General features: G+C 40.4%; 15 protein-coding genes and 1 tRNA gene. 12 read left to right on the top strand and 4 right to left on the bottom strand.

Going from position 1 to position 18,709, the window contains the following annotated elements:
* Positions 1-4: 4 nt before the first annotated feature.
* The 3 genes from BLO34_RS05360 to BLO34_RS05350 all read right to left on the bottom strand — a co-directional run bounded on the left by BLO34_RS05360 (position 5) and on the right by BLO34_RS05350 (position 5,754).
* On the bottom strand, positions 5-3,136 hold the full coding sequence (locus BLO34_RS05360) for a WD40/YVTN/BNR-like repeat-containing protein (protein WP_090753233.1): 3,132 nt from the start codon (positions 3,134-3,136) through the stop codon (positions 5-7).
* A 67-nt stretch (positions 3,137-3,203) separates the two neighbouring features.
* A complete protein-coding gene (locus BLO34_RS05355; protein ID WP_172823956.1) occupies positions 3,204-4,346 on the bottom strand; it encodes a flavin monoamine oxidase family protein in 1,143 nt (380 codons plus the stop codon).
* On the bottom strand, positions 4,306-5,754 hold the full coding sequence (locus BLO34_RS05350) for a S41 family peptidase (protein ID WP_090753229.1): 1,449 nt from the start codon (positions 5,752-5,754) through the stop codon (positions 4,306-4,308). Before BLO34_RS05350 ends, BLO34_RS05355 begins: the two co-directional genes overlap by 41 nt.
* A gap of 164 nt (positions 5,755-5,918) precedes the next feature.
* Here BLO34_RS05350 and BLO34_RS05345 point away from each other — a divergent pair, with 164 nt between their 5' ends.
* The 7 genes from BLO34_RS05345 (at position 5,919) to BLO34_RS05315 (ending at position 10,386) form a co-directional block, all read left to right on the top strand.
* Entirely contained in the window at positions 5,919-6,428 is a 510-nt protein-coding gene (locus BLO34_RS05345) for an RNA polymerase sigma factor (protein ID WP_090753226.1), read from the top strand.
* On the top strand, positions 6,425-6,886 hold the full coding sequence (locus tag BLO34_RS05340) for a hypothetical protein (protein ID WP_090753225.1): 462 nt from the start codon (positions 6,425-6,427) through the stop codon (positions 6,884-6,886). The genes BLO34_RS05345 and BLO34_RS05340 overlap by 4 nt, the downstream gene beginning before the upstream one ends.
* 16 nt (positions 6,887-6,902) lie before the next feature.
* Positions 6,903-7,421, top strand: a complete 519-nt coding sequence (locus tag BLO34_RS05335) for a DUF4252 domain-containing protein (protein ID WP_090753223.1) — start codon at positions 6,903-6,905, stop codon at positions 7,419-7,421.
* A 26-nt stretch (positions 7,422-7,447) separates the two neighbouring features.
* Complete coding sequence (locus BLO34_RS05330; protein ID WP_090753222.1) at positions 7,448-8,026, top strand: DUF4252 domain-containing protein; 579 nt, start codon at positions 7,448-7,450, stop codon at positions 8,024-8,026.
* A 125-nt stretch (positions 8,027-8,151) separates the two neighbouring features.
* Positions 8,152-9,246: a redox-regulated ATPase YchF gene (ychF, locus tag BLO34_RS05325; RefSeq protein ID WP_090753220.1), complete on the top strand. Its 1,095-nt coding sequence runs from the start codon at positions 8,152-8,154 to the stop codon at positions 9,244-9,246.
* A 22-nt stretch (positions 9,247-9,268) separates the two neighbouring features.
* Positions 9,269-9,342, top strand: a tRNA-Pro gene (locus tag BLO34_RS05320).
* A 453-nt stretch (positions 9,343-9,795) separates the two neighbouring features.
* A complete protein-coding gene (locus BLO34_RS05315) occupies positions 9,796-10,386 on the top strand; it encodes a fasciclin domain-containing protein (protein ID WP_090753218.1) in 591 nt (196 codons plus the stop codon).
* Between the two features lie 338 nt (positions 10,387-10,724).
* Here BLO34_RS05315 and BLO34_RS05310 read toward each other — a convergent pair whose 3' ends face one another.
* Entirely contained in the window at positions 10,725-11,666 is a 942-nt protein-coding gene (locus BLO34_RS05310; protein WP_090753217.1) for an NAD-dependent epimerase/dehydratase family protein, read from the bottom strand.
* 148 nt (positions 11,667-11,814) lie between these two features.
* Between BLO34_RS05310 and BLO34_RS05305 the strand changes: the two genes are divergently transcribed.
* From BLO34_RS05305 to BLO34_RS05285, 5 genes are all read left to right on the top strand, one after another.
* Positions 11,815-12,528, top strand: a complete 714-nt coding sequence (locus BLO34_RS05305; protein WP_090753215.1) for a glycosyltransferase family 2 protein — start codon at positions 11,815-11,817, stop codon at positions 12,526-12,528.
* On the top strand, positions 12,525-13,145 hold the full coding sequence (locus BLO34_RS05300) for a lipid-A-disaccharide synthase N-terminal domain-containing protein (protein ID WP_090753213.1): 621 nt from the start codon (positions 12,525-12,527) through the stop codon (positions 13,143-13,145). Before BLO34_RS05305 ends, BLO34_RS05300 begins: the two co-directional genes overlap by 4 nt.
* The gene (locus BLO34_RS05295) at positions 13,142-14,764 is read left to right on the top strand and encodes an ArnT family glycosyltransferase (RefSeq protein ID WP_090753212.1); all 1,623 of its coding nucleotides are present in this window, start codon (positions 13,142-13,144) and stop codon (positions 14,762-14,764) included. The genes BLO34_RS05300 and BLO34_RS05295 overlap by 4 nt, the downstream gene beginning before the upstream one ends.
* Positions 14,765-14,957: 193 nt before the next feature.
* Positions 14,958-15,365, top strand: coding sequence for a TerB family tellurite resistance protein (locus BLO34_RS05290; protein WP_157686696.1), 408 nt, complete (start codon positions 14,958-14,960; stop codon positions 15,363-15,365).
* Positions 15,366-15,575: 210 nt separating this feature from the next.
* Positions 15,576-18,569, top strand: a complete 2,994-nt coding sequence (locus BLO34_RS05285; RefSeq protein ID WP_157686694.1) for a T9SS type B sorting domain-containing protein — start codon at positions 15,576-15,578, stop codon at positions 18,567-18,569.
* Positions 18,570-18,709 lie beyond the last annotated feature (140 nt).

Below are 18,709 nucleotides of genomic sequence, written 5' to 3'. Positions count from 1 at the left end.
CTATCTATTCCCAGAGATTGATCTGTACCTTTTTCATTTCGGCCTTGTAGGTTTCCCATTCATTGTCCAGCCATTGCTGGGTTTCGGTCATGGTTTTGTTTGCTGCCTGTTGTGCCTGTTGATATAATTGGGTCTCTGTAGCAGTTTGAGGACCTTGACGGCTGTCAATGTAACTGCGGGCACTTCCCAATCGCTGCAGGACGGTAACATCAGGATTACGGGTGATGCCCTGGCGATCATCAATGGCTCCAAAGTATTTTGCCTGTTCCTTCTCAATGGATTTGATGATAGAATCTGTAGTCTTGATTTGCTCCTCGTAGGCTTTTTTATCTTTTTCCTTGAGCATGGCATTAAAGGCATCTGCAGTCTTTTTATTTTCTGCGAGCTTTTGTGTGATTTGATAGATTTCATCACTCAAAGCTTCTACCTTTTTCATGGCGTCATATTTCGCCTTGCGATCTGCCACTGTCAATTCATCTACTCGTGGGTCATCTTCTACGGTGATCATCGTTTCACTCTGGATATCGCCGTATTCCAGCACTGCCTTGTAAGTTCCAGGCAACACATCTACACCACCAGATTCTCCTTCTCGCTCATTGACTCTGCGTGATGGATAGTTGGTTCCTTTCTCACGCAATCTCCAGTTCCATTCATGGATTCCCGTTTCTTTTGGAACCTTTGATTCTAAGGTGCGTATCAATCTCGAGCCATCATAAATCTTCAGTTTCATGGAATCTCTAGCGGTACTATCCACTTGTTTTGAAAGTTCTTTGTCAAAATAGTATTTGAACGATCCAGAACTGTCACGGTTTTCTCCTTGATAGATCGCATCACCTCCAAAGCGGCTTCCTGTAGGTTGTTGATATCTTGCCTGGTAGGCGATGGGCGGCTCAAATAGTTTAACGGGTTGATTGTATTTCGCTTTCGCGGAAGCGATATCTTTCAAAGGCCTGATATCATCTAATACCCATGCGGCACGTCCAAAAGTTCCTATAACAAGATCCTGCTCACGCGGATGGATCACCAAATCCTTGACGGAAACCGTCGGGAATCCATTAGTATATTTCACCCAATTATCACCGGCATCAATGGAAACATAAAGTCCATCATCAGTTCCCAAAAACATGAGTTCGTTTTGATCTGGAGCTTCAATGATGCTCAACGTATAGCTTTCTACATCGTCTGCATCGACAATACGATCCCAGCTTTTCCCATAATTGGTGGTGCGATAGGCGTATGGCTCATAATTGAACCTGCGGTAATCGTTAGCAACCAGTAGTGCGTGCCCTTTCTTAGAAGTGGACGCTTTGATCTGTGCTATCCAGCTACCTTCAGGTAAACCCTTCAATCCTTTGCTAATGTCTGTCCAGCTACCGCCACCGTCTTTTGTGACGTGAACGCGACCGTCGTCAGATCCTGCATAGATCACGTTGCGCTCTGCAGCGCTAGGTTCAATGACAAGAATAGTGGTGTGATTTTCTGCACCGGTAGCGTCTAGAGTGAGTCCTCCAGATTCTCCTTGTTTTTGCTTTTCGGGATCGTTTGTGGTTAGATCAGGACTAATCACAGTCCATGTTAAACCTTTGTCTGTTGATTTATGGACAAACTGGCTTCCAAAATATAACGTGCTGCTATCAAAGGGATCGATATTAATAGCTGCGTTCCAGTTGAATCTTAGGTCCACTTCTGGATCTGGATGTGTAGGACGCACGCTATAGTTGTTACCAGTTTCCCAGTCATATCTACTTACAAATCCCTGCTGACTCATAGAATATCCATAACGGCTGTTATCAGGATCTGGAACTACATCAAATCCATCGCCAAAACTAATTTCTTGCCAGTAGCTATTTCTAATGCCCTGGTCACGCCAAGTGTATGCTGGACCTCGCCAGCTACCATTATCTTGCATACCACCATAAACGTTGTAGGGTATATCCATGTCTACATTAATGTGGTAGAACTGGGCAACTGGTAGATTACCTATAAACCTCCAGGATTCACCGCGATCTCTAGTAATGTTCAAACCACCATCATTTCCATCGATCATAAAGGATCCATCTTCTGGATGGATGTACCACGCATGATGATCTGGATGCACTCCATTATTAGCGCCATAAGCAGGCATCAACTGTTCAAAGTTTTTACCACCATCTTCTGAAACATTCACATAAGTAAATACAGAATAGACTCGATTTTCATTGATGGGATCCACATAAATCTCTGAATAATAGAATGGTCGATTACCTATATCGCTTTTATTGTTAATCATTTTCCAATTGAATCCGCCATCTGTGCTTTTATAGAGGGCATTCTTTTTGGATTCTATAAGCGCATAGATAATATCTGGATTGCTGCGGGAAATGGCCACACCTATACGACCTAAATCTCCAGCAGGAATACCTTCTTTATCAGTCATTTTTTTCCAATTGGCACCGCCATCGTGAGTGATGTACAAGCCAGAGCCTTCACCACCAGATTTAAAGAACCATGGATCACGTTTATGTTCCCACATGGCTGCAATCAGCTTATTGGGGTTGGAAGGATCCATGATAAGGTCAGCTGCGCCAGATCTATCGTTTGTGTACAAAACTTTGTTCCAAGTTTTACCTCCATCAGTAGTTTTGAAAACACCACGTTCTGGGTGCTCGCCCCATGGCGAACCTATCGCTGCGGCATATACGACGTCTGGATTTGAGGGATCAATCACCACTCTGTGAATGTGTCGGGTTTTCTCCAGACCCATCGATTGCCAGGATTTACCGCCATCGAGTGATTTGAAAATCCCATAACCACCATTCAAGGAATTACGCGGGTTCCCTTCACCAGTTCCTGCCCAGATCACGCTGGGATTGGATTGCTGGATAGCAACTGCACCTATGGATGCCGTTACCTGATCGTCAAAAATGGGTTCCCATTTGATACCGCCACTTTCAGATTTCCATAAACCGCCACTCGCTGTACCGGCATAAATAATGTCTGGATTGCTTTCTACCACATCGATCGCTGTCACACGTCCCGACATGCCGCCAGGCCCTATGTTTCTAGGTTTCATATTTTTCACCAGATCAAGATCCAGCTTTTGTGAAATGCCCAGAAATGGCAATAATAGCAGTAGTAAAAAGGTATAATTCTTCATAGAAATAATATTGATGTTCTAAAGATAGGAATAGATTTCGCTTTCGCGAAAGCGAACTCGTCTCAAATCATTTCTGAATACGATCAAAGGTCTCCATTGCAGAGTTTACTGCACCTTCCATATATCCAGATAATACGGAGCTAGTCTCAGATCCAGCCATTATCAAGGTGTCGTTATTGAAACTGGATCTCAATTTGGAGTCACCGTTATTTTGATGTGGCTGTAGCTGATTTTGAGAAGTTGTTTTAGTGAATGGTTCATCAATCCAAGCGCATTCTTCATAGGAAACATGATCCAATACGTTTTTACCAAGGAAACTACTTAATTGCTCCAGCACCTTTTGCTTACGAGTTACCTTATCCAACTGGCTGAAATGAGAATTTAAAAATCCCATGATGGCAAACCTATCACCATTGATATTAGAGTAGTCATAAATCTCACTGGCTATCGCAAAATTGCTGAATGCAGTAACAGGTAGGTTTAATTGCTCCCAAAAAGCCGTTTTAAACCCTAAACCAAACTTGATGCTGTCTTGCATCCACGTGTGTGTGTTAACAGCGATATCTATGTAATCTTGTGGAAGTTCTGGATCGTATTCCAGTTGAGAGTTTAACGCTGGTGGTAAGGTGTTGATGACTAGATCAGTATCAAAAAAACCATTGTTGGTCTGGATGGTATATTTAGAATAGCGGTAGGAGATTTTTAAAACCTGTGTCTCCAGATGGACCTGATTGTGATCCAGCTTTGCAGCAAGTGAAAGAATCAGATTCGTGGTTCCACCTTTGATGCGATAACTGGTTTGCTGCTGTTCTGGAATTTGGATTTGCTGGAAGTCAGCGTTAGGTCTACCTTGATACCAGACATCTGTTCCAAATTTTTGCGGAAATGCTGGAATTTGCAACTCTTCCAGCAATTTTTTCACTCGCGGATTGTAATCCCAAAACCAAGCCGCACCCAAATCGATAGGTATGTGATTTCCTGACATTTTGGTAAAAATGCGACCACCCAATCTTGGTCTAGCTTCCAGAAGCAGGAAATCAATTCTTGCCTTTTTAAGTTGATAAGCCAGCGTTAATCCGGTCAATCCACCACCTATGATTGTAATTGTTGAGTGCATAAAAAAGCCTTTGGAATGTTCCAAAGGCTTCAAAGATACGTTTTGAGTTTTCTTATCTCGTGGGAAGTTGGGTGTCTTCCTTCCACATTTCATTACCCAAAGGTTTGAAATCATTACTACCCATAAATTCAAGATCTTTAAAGCTTGATTTTATAGAAGTAGGCTGGAATATGCTACCGTTTACTGAAATGTCATTAAGACAAGCTCTCAATAAAGGCTCATTAGGATCGCCCAGCATTCCCAAGTTTCCAAAATCTTCTTGCAACTCAATATCTGGCGCAAGTCCATCAAAATAATCTGTATTACCTACACTATTCAAACTTTTTAATACCAGCGGTTGCATAGCATAACGGTGAGAAGTATTTGCTCCTGAACGACCGAAGTCCTCGCTATCATATAATGTAATACTAGCTTGGAACTTACCGGCAGTATTTTCACCCACTTGAACCACGTTTATGTATGGATCCAGACCGTTGATCACTAATTCACTCGCGCTCGCGCTGTTGTTGGTTGTGATGATATGAACCTTATTGAGTCCAAGACGGTTCAATGCTGTCCCGCTAAACGTTGTATTCCTAAATAAATTGGTCAATCGATCAGGATCGTTGTCAAGGAAAAATTGCTGTATCTCTGGATTCCATTCTTCTCTGGAAAAAACGTCAGTAGTTGGATTGTTTGTAATTAAACTACCTAAGGTAATCGCCGTATTCACACTACCACCGCTATTATATCTTAAATCCAGTACTAGATTTGTAACACCTTGAGCCTTGAAATCTGCAAAAACGTCATTCAAGTCTTCATCAAATTGTCTTAAAAAGCTATTGTAAACTAGATAACCTATTTTGGCATTTCCTTGAGTAATTACTCTGCTCACTAGAATAGGGTCTTCCTGTAATTGGGACTTGGTCAAATTGTTAATTCCATTGCCATTGGCTACAGGGTTACCGTTGTTGAAATCGGCTAGGCCTATGCTATACACGTTTTGCGCTATCAGAGTTCTAAAATTGGTGTCTGTCAATTGGATTCCATCAATTTCGGTAAAGATTTGTCCTCGTTGTACTCCTTTTGCATCTGCATCAGAATTAGGTAACACATACCTCACATACCCAAAAATGTTAGTACCATTATCACGATATCTCACTAACCCGAATTCCATACCGTTATTCAAAGTATTCCCAGAAAGCGCTTGTTCTAAAGCCACATAGTCGTCCACAAGAATACTGAATCGATCTGTTCGAGCACGGTCAAATATCAAGGATTCAAAAAACGCTTCTGGTGAATTGAATTGATCGTGATAGTTCTCTAATTCCGCCTGGGTCGCAAAACGATCATTAGCAAGAATAGGCACCTCAGGTTTATATAGGTAAAAGGTGTTCAAACCTCGATAGATAAAATTTTTGACCACTGCATCGCTGGCAAATTGATCGTCATTATCTTCTGCACAGCTAGAAAGAATTCCTATACCAGCAAAGAGTAGGAATACATATTTATAAATTTTCATATAGGGTAATATAGTTAGGGGCTAAAATAATCAATGTCTCTTCATAGACATTATATTAGGTTTAAGTAATACATAAATCGTGCTAAAATTCGATATAATGTAAAATAATCGATGTTTTTGTAACAACACCGTTATTAACTCGTCATGATAATAGAACCGCATAAATGAATCAACCAACCTTCATAGCGACTTTCAAAGAAGTACAGCAAAAGATGTATTTCCTTTCCCGCAGGCTGCTTACCTCGCATGAAGAGGCTGCAGATGCCGTACAGGAGACGATGTTGAAGCTTTGGGAAAAGCGCAAGGATATTGAAGAGATCAATAATAAGGAAGCTTATGCTATGCAAATGGTGAAGAACTATTCGCTGGATCGATTGAAAAGTAAACAGGCCAGTCATTTAAAGATTGTCCATAACAATTATGAGTCTGCAGAGCGTAATGCACAAGATGAACTGGAGCGTGAATCGCAAGTGAGCATGGTCAGGAAAATGATCGCAAGATTACCAGAGAACTACAGGACAATACTTCACCTGCGTGACATTGAACATTATGATTACGAGGCAATTGAACGCATCATGGATATGAAATCAACTGCGGTGAGAGTGAATTTGAGTAGGGCACGTAAGTTGCTTAAAAAGAATATAGAAGAAGTTTATAAAACCGAAATAGCATGAACAAGCTACTGGAAAAATATTGGGAAGGCGACACCAGTCTTCAAGAGGAGCAGGAGTTGAGAGATTACTTCAATAGTGATCAGGTTGCACCAGAACACCTTGTGTACAAAGGGTTGTTCCATAGTTACGAGATGGAAAGTAGCATTGAGGTGGATGGTTTTGACGCTTTCGCGAAAGTGAAATCACAACAGCACCATAACAAGAGATTCAATCGCAGAACGTGGACCGGCATCGCAGTAGCGGCAAGTGTCTCACTTATGGTAGCCGTAGGATCTGGAATATATGACAACTCACGAGATGCAGATCTAGGAACCTATGACTCGCCAGAAGAAGCTTATGATGCAACGGTAGCAGCGCTGGAACTGGTTTCAAACAAATTCAATAAAGGGACAAGGAACCTAGAACCAATGACCGAATTAAATAAACAAACCTCACAGGTTTTTAATATCAACCAATAATTTAAATACAAAAACAATGAAAAAGATAATAACCATAGTCCTGTTTTTTGCTTTTGCAATGACAGCAACGGCCCAAAGCTTTGATGAAGTCGGCAATTTTAAACATGTTTCAGAAACTAGAGTTACTAGTGCCATGTTCAAGATGATAGGCGGTATTGATCTGGACGATCCAGAAACTGCAGAGCTTGCCAAAATTGTAGGAAACCTCAAGGATTTGAGAGTCTACACTACGGATGATGCGACCTCTTCCTCTAAAATGAAATTGTTTACGGATAATTTTGTGAACAAGAATAACTTAGAGCTTCTCATGAGCGTGAAGGAAGATGGAGAGAAATTCACCTTTCACATGCGTAAGGGAAACGGTGATACCAAAATAAAGGAGCTGATCATGTTCATGGAAGATGCCAGCGGTAATAAAACAGATACGGCTTTGCTTGTAATTACAGGTGACCTTGATTTGAATCAGATTGCTAAGATTACTCAAAAGATGAATATACCAGGCCAGAAACAGATTGAAAAGGCCACACAGAAGTAAACCACCAACCACCAAAAACTATTATTATGAACAAGCTTATTTTTAAAGTAATCGCCATCTCACTAACGGCAATGGCTATGCTTACCTCTTGTGAGAAAGAAGAATCACTGCAACAATTCTATGTGGATAGTGCAGAAAAGGACGGATTCATTACTACAAGCATCCCAAAATCTATTTTAGGATTGACCGCCTCCAATTTCTCTGAAGATTCTCAAAAGGCTTATGAGTCCATTGACAAGGTAAATTTGATAGCGCTGCCTGCAAAAGAAGAAAATAAAGCACTTTATGAAATTGAATCCAGAAAGCTGGATCAGATTTTTGAGAATGATAAATATGAACTTTTGATGTCCCACAGCAGCGATGGCATTAAAATGAAGATGCTTTTTGATGGATCCCAAGATGCTATTGATGAGATCATTGTTTACGGTAGATCTGACGAGATGGGATTAGGTGTAGCTCGTATATTGGGAGACGATATGAATGTGAGCGAGATCATGGCAATGATTCAGGAAGTTCAAGGGAATGATCTCAATACTTCTGGAATGAAATCCATTATTGGTGGATTGGGATTACCAGTAGGAGATATGAAAATGGAAACCGAGTAATAATTAGGTATTAAAAATTTAGATAAGCCCTTTTGCATTGTTCGCAAAAGGGTTTTTGTTTTAAAGCAGATTTATTTATACTGAGCTATAAACGTATATTTGCAGCCGCTTAAAAAGAGTCTATTATGAAAGCAGGAATCGTAGGTCTTCCCAATGTTGGTAAGTCCACCTTATTCAATTGTTTGTCAAATGCCAAGGCGCAAAGTGCCAACTTTCCGTTTTGTACGATTGAACCCAATGTTGGCGTGGTGAACGTGCCAGATCAACGTTTGGAGAAATTGGAGTCTTTAGTGAATCCAGAAAGAGTTGTACCAGCTACTGTTGAAATTGTTGATATAGCTGGACTTGTGAAAGGAGCAAGTAAAGGTGAAGGATTGGGGAATCAGTTTTTGGGTAACATTCGGGAAACTGATGCGATCATCCATGTATTGCGCTGCTTTGAGAATGATAATATCGTGCACGTGGATGGTAATGTAAATCCAGTAAGAGATAAAGAAACTATAGACATCGAATTACAGCTGAAAGATCTTGAGACCGTTGATAAGAAACTTGAGAAAGTAAAGAAAGCCGCTCGCACAGGTAACAAAGAAGCAATGAAAGAAGATGAAGTGCTATCTGCGGTAAAGAGTGCGCTGGAATCAGGAAATTCAGTGCGTACGGTTAAAGTGGATGATGCTTCTAGACAAGAATATATCAAACCATTACAGTTCATAACTGACAAGCCAGTCTTGTATTTGTGTAATGTAAATGACGACGCGGCAGTAACTGGAAATGCACACGTTGAAAAAGTACGCGAATTAGTCAAGGACGAGAATGCAGAAGTATTGGTCCTTGCCGTGGGAACTGAGGCCGATATCACGGAATTAGAAGATTACGAAGAGCGAAAAGAGTTTCTATCTGATATGGGACTTGATGAGCCAGGAAGTGCAAAATTGATTCGATCAGCATATAAGTTGCTAAATCAAGAAACTTACTTTACCGCTGGTGTCAAGGAAGTTAGAGCATGGACCATCAATGCAGGTTCTACAGCTCCACAGGCTGCCGGTGTGATTCACACTGATTTTGAAAAAGGATTTATCCGTGCAGAGGTTATTAAATACGATACTTATGTCGATTATGGCTCTGAACAAAAAGTAAAGGAAGCAGGTAAACTTAAAGTAGAAGGTAAAGAATATATCGTGCAAGATGGAGACATCATGCATTTCTTGTTTAATGTGTAATTATTTTTTAGATTAATATTATCGGGATGTGGTGCAGTCTGGTAGCATGCACGGCTGGGGGCCGTGTGGTCGCAGGTTCAAATCCTGTCATCCCGACAAAATAAATGCTCAGCGTGAAAACGCTGGGCTTTTTTGTTTTATTATTTGAGTAAATTGAAGGAATGCGTAGCTTATATTTTCACTCTTTCGCGAAAGCGAAACAATTAAAATTAATCCTACAAACACTACCCTTGATAACTAATGATCAAAATGATCGAACAGGATTTTCCGGAACCAATCAATCTGTTCATACAAACCAACTTCAAGTTAGAAACGCAGATTTAAATTAAATAAGGATCTATTTTTATCAATCACAGTTTTGGTTCTGATGGGGTCGCCGCTCCAAACTATTAGACCCATACTGATCTCGGTATTCGTAATTAAATAGGATTTCAGTTTCTTCAAGTAAACAGTGGCACTCCGTTAAATAAAAACCAAAGTCGCTACTTACGAAAACTGCAAATTTTTATTAATCGTTTGTACTAGTGTATAACCATAAAACAAATACAAATGAATTTCAAGAACATTTTAAGAGTAAGTATGCTTTTTGCAGCAATAACATTGGTTTCCTGTGGTCCTTCAAAAAGTATGGAAGGTGATAAGATGATGAATGATGAGAAAACTGTAATGGTAGGTGGTGCAGCTATGTACCCATCAAAAAATATCGTAGAGAATGCAGTTAACTCTAAAGACCACACTACACTTGTGGCAGCAGTAAAGGCAGCAGACTTAGTGAGCACTTTACAAGGTGAAGGTCCATTTACCGTTTTTGCTCCAACAAACGCTGCATTTGATAAGCTTCCTGCGGGCACGGTTGAAACATTGCTTAAGCCAGAAAACAAATCAGCACTTCAAGGTGTATTGACGTACCATGTGGTAGCTGGTAATTACAGCGCAAAGAATATCATCGATGCTATCAATATGAATAATGGAGCATTTACAGTTACAACTGTAAATGGTGAGAAGCTTACTGCAAGTTTAAGAGGTAATAAGGTAATCATTACAGACGCTAAAGGTGGAACATCCACGGTGACCATCGCAGACGTTAATCAATCCAATGGTGTGATTCACGTAGTAGACACTGTTTTACTTCCTGCATAAGGAATAGGTTGCTTAGTTTTCATTTAAAAAGCTGCCTATTATTTGGCAGCTTTTTTTATGATGTCATTTTTCATTACAAGTATTCTATAACTGGTCAAATCTTAAAATCACCTTTCCAATTTATACCTTCTTCATCTCGATTTAAATCGATTCCTTCAACTTTATTAGCTAGTATTTTAGATTTCATATCCAATTACGAATTATAATTAGTAATACCAAAAATTGTGATTTTATCTAGGATTATGAATGTTTTGATTGAAATGTCTAGCTTATCTCGCTTTCGCGAAAGCGTAACAATCAAAAATCAATCGCATAACACAAACTCTATTTCAGGATAATCAAACACGATTGTTCTGGAACCAATCAATCTGTTCCTGCACACCAGCCTCAAGCCCAACATGCGGATTGTAACCCAAAATAAATCTGGCTTTGTCGATGACGGCTTTGGTTCTCAACTGGTCACCACTGCGAGCCGGTTTGAGATCGATTCCAATTTTAGTATCCATCAACTTCTCAACGGTTTGTATTCCTTGAGCGGTAGTGTATTCCTGGTCGGTGCCTAGATTGATGACCTGACCATCGCATTGGTCCTCTTTTCCAATTACGCTAACGATCCCATCAATGATATCATTAATGTGCGTGAAGCTGCGTTTGTGTTCCAGACTACCTTCAAACAGAGGGAATTTCTTATCATTTATAGCACAATCGATTAATTGGCTAAACATCTTATCAGGTCGTTCTCGTGACCCATAAACGGAATATAACCGTAGCGAGCAGGCTGGATAATTCCCCAATCGCGACTGTGACATTACCAGTTGCTCTGCAGCCAGCTTTGTGACACCATAGTTGGATATAGGCTTTGCCATTTGTTCCTCATCACAAAAAACGTCTTTGCCGTAAATAGATGAGGTACCAATGTTGATAAACATTTTTAATTGGGCTAGGTGAGTAGCCGCAGCTGTCAATCTATGTGTTGCAATAATGTTGTTGGTGAGATATTGTTCAAAAGTTGAGGTGCTGGCAATACCAGGCAAGGCCGCGCCATGAAAAATGTAATCTAAGTCTTTTGGTAATGCAACTTTTAAGTCTGCTTCACGTAGATCCAATTCTTTGACCTCAATTCCCAATTGCGATAATGCTTTTGCATTTTCTCGTTTGAGCCTGGTATCATAATAATCTGAGAAGTTATCGATCCCAATAACCTCATGGTTTGAGGACTGAAGTCTTTCTGCAAGATGCGAACCTATAAAACCGGCACAGCCAGTGATGAGAATTTTCATTAATCGGGAAGTTAGCTATGCCAAAGGAATAGATTAAATATCAATTTAAAAAAGGTTTGCTCTATTAGTTGGCAAATTGGCTTGATTTCAAAATTACTTTAGATTTTATGTTTAACCTTGTAAAATCAACCAAAAAACAAACAACTGCATGTTGCAAACTTTGACCATTATTGTTCCTGTCTATAACGAGGCTGATAATCTACATAGGGTAGAAAAGGAACTTAATGATTATATAATAAATGCTAAAGTAGAGACATCTGTTCTTCTGGTCAACGACGGCTCTAAGGATCAAAGTCTCAAGATGATCAAGGATATTTGCTCAAAAAACGATCGTTTTCATTATATCAATTTTGATCGTAACTACGGCTTGAGCGCCGCCATTAAAGCTGGTTTTGATCACGCTACTTCAACGCTGGTAGGTTATATCGATTCAGATCTACAAACAAGTCCTAAGGATTTTGATTTGCTGATGGAACATATAGATGAATACGATCTAGTTACAGGTGTACGTTCACAACGCAAGGATAGTTTTGTAAAGAATATGTCGTCAACCATCGCAAATGGCATAAGACGCAGTTTTACTCATGATGGCATGGATGATACTGGCTGTCCACTCAAGATTATCAAAGCAGATTATGCCAAGCGCATCCCTATGTTTAAAGGTCTACACCGTTTTTTACCAGCAATGATCTTATTACAAAATGGAACAGTAAAACAAGTACCCGTTCAACATTTTGAACGCCTTGCGGGTACCGCAAAATTCGGGTTATGGAATAGGTTGTTGGGTCCATTGATGGATTGCTTCGCCTATCTATGGATGAAGAAAAAATACATCAATTACAAGGTAGCAGATAAAGCATGAATGATTGGGTGATCTATGCGATAGGTTTTGCTGCCCAAATTCTATTTTCTGCGCGGTCCATAATGCAATGGATCGTTTCAGAAAAGAATAAACGTGTCTTGACACCTGTTCTATTCTGGCAGCTTAGTCTATTAGCATCGTTTGCATTGTTCGTCTACGGATACCTGCGTGATGATTTTGCCATCATGCTGGGTCAGATATTGACCTACTTCATTTACATACGTAACATGCAGCTACAAGGCAGTTGGAAATCCTTTCCTAAACTAATCCGTTGGTTTCTTTACCTTTTTCCCGTACTCATCTTGATTGTGGGTTATAACAATCAAGTTTATGATCGAGTGCTGCTTTTCCAGAACGACGACATTCCAGGATGGTTGCTGGCCTTGGGAATCATTGCTCAAATAGTTTTTACCCTAAGATTTGTGTATCAATGGTTTTACAGTGAAAAACACAAGGAATCTTCATTACCATTCGGCTTTTGGGTATTGAGTCTTGTGGGTTCTCTATTAATTTTGACTTACGCGATCATAAGAGTGGATCCCGTATTATTTTTAGGACATTTACTAGGCATCTTTTTATACGCTCGCAACATGATTATATTGAAACGACAAGAATGACAAAGTTCCTAGATAAGCATCCTTATTGGTCCATCACCATCATGTGGATCGCTATTTACCTAGCGCATCTGGGATACTTGTACCCCAATATTATGGAGGCGCGCAACTTCATAACCGCTAGAGAAATGCTCACTGATGGGAACTGGATACTCACAACCATGGATGGTCTGGCGCGGTATGAAAAACCACCGTTACCTACATGGCTTACGGCATTTTTTGGTGAAATCTTTGGGATGGATAGCATTACAGCCCTTAGATTACCTGCGGCGTTAGTGACTTTGTTATTGTTGTTTTATATGTTCTCGCTTTCGCGAAAGCTGACTCAAAACAAATCTCTTTCACTATTAACCAGCCTTATCGCTGGTACAAGCTTCTACATCATTTTTGCTGGACGCAACGGCACTTGGGACATATTTGCCCATGCTTTCATGCTCGTGGGTATTTATTATTTGTTCTCTTTCTTTTACGACCAAGAGAAAAAATATCGCAACGCTTTACTTGCTGGGCTACTGATCGGATTATCATTTATGAGCAAAGGTCCAGTTTCACATTACGCTTTGCTATTACCATTTCTAATAGCTTATATCTTCACCTATAAATTCAACACATTCAAGAATAAATGGCTGCCGCTCACATTGATGATTATCGTGATCGCTGCATTGTCATCCTGGTGGGCGATTTACATTTATGCATACGACACCGCAGAAGCTACCCGAATTGCCACTAAAGAATCCGGTCGCTGGGTAGGTTATGAGCTCAAACCATTCTATTACTACTGGAGTTTTTTCACGCAATCCGGTATCTGGACCATACCGGCATTCGTTGCATTGTTTTATCCCTACCTGAAGAAAAAGGTTTCCAACCCTAAGGTGTATCGTTTCGTACTGCTGTGGACCGTTTTTTCGGTAATTTTGCTGTCTCTTATTCCTACTAAAAAGTCCCGTTACCTGCTTCCGGTATTGATTCCACTGGCAATGACAACTGCCTTTTATATCGAGTATCTCATCCTCAATTTTAAAAATATTACAAGTAAATGGGAAAAATGGCCGGTGTATTTCAATTTTGGTTTGATAGGAACCATTGGAGTCCTATTTCCCTTGGGAGCGTATCTGTATTTTGGTGATAAACTGAGTGACTATCTAGGTTACTTTGTAGTAACATCTGTAGCATTAGTAGCTGTGGGAGTTTCAATATGGTTTCATCTTTTGAAGCAACATCTAGGTAAGGTTTTCCATCTCACCATTGCTTTTATTATGGTCGTCATTATCTGTGGCTTCCCTTTATCTGGTGCCTTATTGGGGAATCCTGATTTTAATTCTGTGTCGCACCTTTCTGACCGTCAGGTGCCCGTTTATACCATCGATAAACTTGCTCCTGAAATATATTGGGATTATGGCTCTATAACGACTCACGCAACCATAGAGGAATTGAGTGAGATGGATCGTCCCAAGATTCAGATCCTCACAAATTTTACAGAAGATAAAGACAGACTAGATTCATTAAAGTCCGACTACACCATTCAATCGGTAGAGACATTTGATCTCAATCCCTTGGATAGTTCCCGCAGTAGTTACAAAAACCGTCTCAGGGCACATCTCTACACCTTGATGAAACGATAGTAAAGGACTATATCATTTTTACCATAGTGTTACCTGTCTTTGAGCACAGCTCGATAATTTCTATGGATTCATTATCTTATTAACCGACGGCGGGACCATCCTGCGGAATATGATTGCTATCATGTCAGGTTTAGATTTGTACTGGAGCTTTGATGTTCTCGCTTTCGCGAAAGCGAAATAACTATCATCAATTATGGATTCAAAAGAACACGGTAAAAGGTTTGCTCACATGTCTGCATTGGTATTTGCCTCACACATGGACGGCGACATTTGCGATAAAGAAAAGGACATTCTCAAGGGAATTGCAAAGAAACTCAAGATCAGTGAGGACGATTTTTCCATGCTCATCGAGAATCCCGAAAAATACCCTGTTGAAAAAACGACTATCGTGAGTAAACAGATGAGACGGCTTTATGAGATGTTCCACATCATATTTGCTGATCATGTTATTGATGAGCAGGAACGCAAAATGGTTTACAACTATGCTTTGGAAATAGGGATGCCGCCACAACGTGCTGCTAGAATTATAGAGAAGTCCATCCAACTTTTTGAAGGTAAGTTCAGTTTTGAGGAGTACAATATGATCGTAAGCCATCGATGACCTATACTTTAAGTGTTAGGACAAATAACAACAAGTCAGTACTTTGACCCTTCATCTCAAACGGAATTAAAGATAATGCGACATACATTGGGCTTTGATTCAGAAAAAGCCGTGTTAAATGGGCTCGTTAAGAATGATAAATTTAAATTTGATGAACTAAAATATCTATCGTAGAATTGTCAAATACACCAACCACCAAAACCTGATTATTTGAATTTACATCATTTCTCATCGTCTAAAGCAATACTCCTTTCGCTATTATTTTTAGCGGTAGGTACTGCCGGTTTTTCTCAGGCACCTCTTTTTTCCGGCGTGGCGGTCAGTGACATGGGAAACGGCAATAGCATAGGACAGGCAAACACCAGCAAGAACGTAGCCGTGGCGTCTGATGGGACTATTTATGTCGTGTATAGTGGAAGTGCAGGAGTACGAGTCGCAAAAAGTACAGATCGAGGTGCTACCTTCTTACCCAGCTTACAGATAAGTGCTAGCGTAGGATCAGAACCTGCCATTATGGTAAATGATCAGGGAATCGTATTTGTGTCTTTCATCTCCAACGGCTTGTTCATATCAAGAAGTCTAGATCAAGGTGAAAGTTTTGAAGAGCCTCGAGGCGTATCGAATAGTAGTTTTGGTGCCGCTCATATGGCTCATTACAATAACAATGTTTACTTAACCGATACTTCAGGTAGATTTTTAATTTCAAACAGTAATCAAGGCATTGGCGATTACACCATAACACCTACCGGTAGATCATTTGTATACTCAGATGTATTTACTGATGTCAACGGAAATGTCTTTTTACCCACAGATGACCCTAATCTATATCTTTTTGTAAGTACCGATAATGGGAATACTGTAAATGAAATAACATTAAATCCACCGGGAGAAGTCTTTTTTTCTAGCTACGCACTGAGTGACGGACCTTGTGGTACTTATATTTTCACAGGTGGAGCAGGATCTGCCGGATACCGTCTGGATGTCGAGACTGGAATGACACTACCTATAGCACTCGCAGAAAACTCAAGAAACGTTCAGGGAAGAACTCTATTTGCAGATAATACCGGTACTTTAATTGATGGATATCAAGCTGGAAACGGAGAGCTGCAGATGAAAATAAGTGCAGATCAAGGAACCACTTTTAGTGATCCTGTGATTATTGCTACAGGCGAAAGTCATAATATCGCTCGCAATCCGTTCACTGACGATATTGTGGCAGTATACTCGCAAGATGGTCAGATTTTTCTATCCGTCTATCCTGATTTATTAAAGAACATTCGCTTGAATGAGTTCGAAACTCCGCCCGACTTTTGTGATAGCAATTCTTTTGACATTGAATTTGAACTGTTCGGAACATTTACATCTTCATCTTTATTTGAGGTCATTTTGAGTGATGAGCAAGGGGATTTTAGCAATGCCGTCATTATAGGATCAGATCAGACCGCCACTGGTGGTACAGTCAACTGTACCATACCAGATGGCATTGAATTGAGTTCTGACTATAGAATCCTGATAAAATCTGATGAGATATGTCTGCAAAGCAATACGCTGGATCTCATTATTGATAACACGCTGCAGATAACAGGCAGCACTGCTATTTGTGAAATGGAAACCACCCAGTTATCAGGGTCTGGTGTTCCATCTTCAACATTGCCCTGGACATCCTCAGATGAAAGTGTGGCGACCGTTGATAACAATGGCCTGGTAACCGGAATCACGGCCGGTACAACAGTAATCACCTATTTTGAAGAAGGTGGTTGTGAAGGAAATGTGTCGATAGATCTAACTGTATCCACACAACCAGCTATTAATGGTCCCGAGATAGTTTGCTTTGACAGTCAGGCAATTTTCACGGCTGGCGGGTCACCATCAACAACAGATCCGTGGATATCTTCTGACCCTGCAGTTGCAACGATTGACCAAAGCGGATTATTAACAGCAATATCTGTTGGAACTACCATGGTTACTTATACCACTCAAGCTGGATGTACGGATACAATTCTAGTGGATATTGCTGCAGATGCATCCATCACCGGTGAGAATGTTCTCTGTTTGAATGAAACCAGTCAACTATCTACAGTGGCTTTGCCTAGTCCTGGCGATATGTGGCAATCACTCGATCCATCCATTGCTTCTGTCAATGGAGTAGGTCTGGTCACGTCAAATGCACCAGGCACTACGACAATAACATTTACAAACGCTATAGGTTGTAATGGTAGTATCGACATTACCGTAACAGAACACATAGTTATTGAAACTCCTGACAACGTGTGTGAAAACCAACAGTTACAGTTGATTTTTTCTGGAGGTAGCTCTGCATTGCAGTGGAGTTCTTCAGACACCTCTATAGCAAGTGTTGATGAAGATGGACTTGTCTCAGGTTTCATTGCTGGTTCTACACTAATTACAGCCGTAGACGATAATGGGTGCAGCACAGATGTTGTGGTCACGGTCGACCCCTTACCAGAGTTCAACCTGCCTGATACGGTCATCGTCTGTACAGATGAAGATGGTAATGTGATACTAGAAACACCTATATTGGAATCAGGACTTGATGCAGCTGCACATTCCTTTCAATGGTTTTACAATAATGATCTCATAAATAACGAGACGGCCAGTTCCATTGAAGTCATTTTCTCTGGAGAGTACAGACTTGTTGCAACCTCTAATGCTACAGGTTGTGAATTTGAAGATAGTACCACTGCCGTACGCAAAGAACCTCCAACTCTCACTGTAGAGACAACATCAAGTGACTTTGAGGAAGATCAAATGATCGTGGCCACTGCAACCGGTGATGGAGACCTTGAATTTAGTATAGGTGATGGTGTATGGCAGGGAAACGGAGTTTTTCAAAACCTCGATAACGGTAGATATGAAGTTACCGTGCGGGATAGAAATGGTTGTGGTGAGGAGACTCAAGTCGTTTATATATTGAGTTATCCTAAGTTTTTCACTCCCAACAACGATGGATTCAATGATCTATGGAGAATATCTGGATTGCAGGAAAATCAAGATGCAAGCATTTATATATTTGATCGTTACGGTAAGCTGCTCAAGCAATTAAACTCTACAGATCCTTCTTGGGATGGAACGTTCATTGGCGAGTTGATGCCATCGTCAGACTACTGGTTCAGGATCAATTATATTCCTATAGGAGCTGATGCACCGCGTGATTTCAGGGCTCACTTTACTCTTAAGAGGTAAGCATATTCCTTTAAATCGCAGATAGCAGGAATCGCCTAAAGAAATTTACTGGAGTTTGAATTTTGTATCGCTTTCGCGAAAGCGAACTCATCTTCAGACATTCTCAAAGATTTGAAAACCGGAAATGTTGAAAGGCTAAA

The organism is Nonlabens sp. Hel1_33_55 (assembly GCF_900101765.1).
Classification (GTDB): Bacteria; Bacteroidota; Bacteroidia; order Flavobacteriales; family Flavobacteriaceae; genus Nonlabens.
Note: the sequence above shows the minus strand (reverse complement) of the source record. Positions and strands in the feature narration are given on the sequence as shown.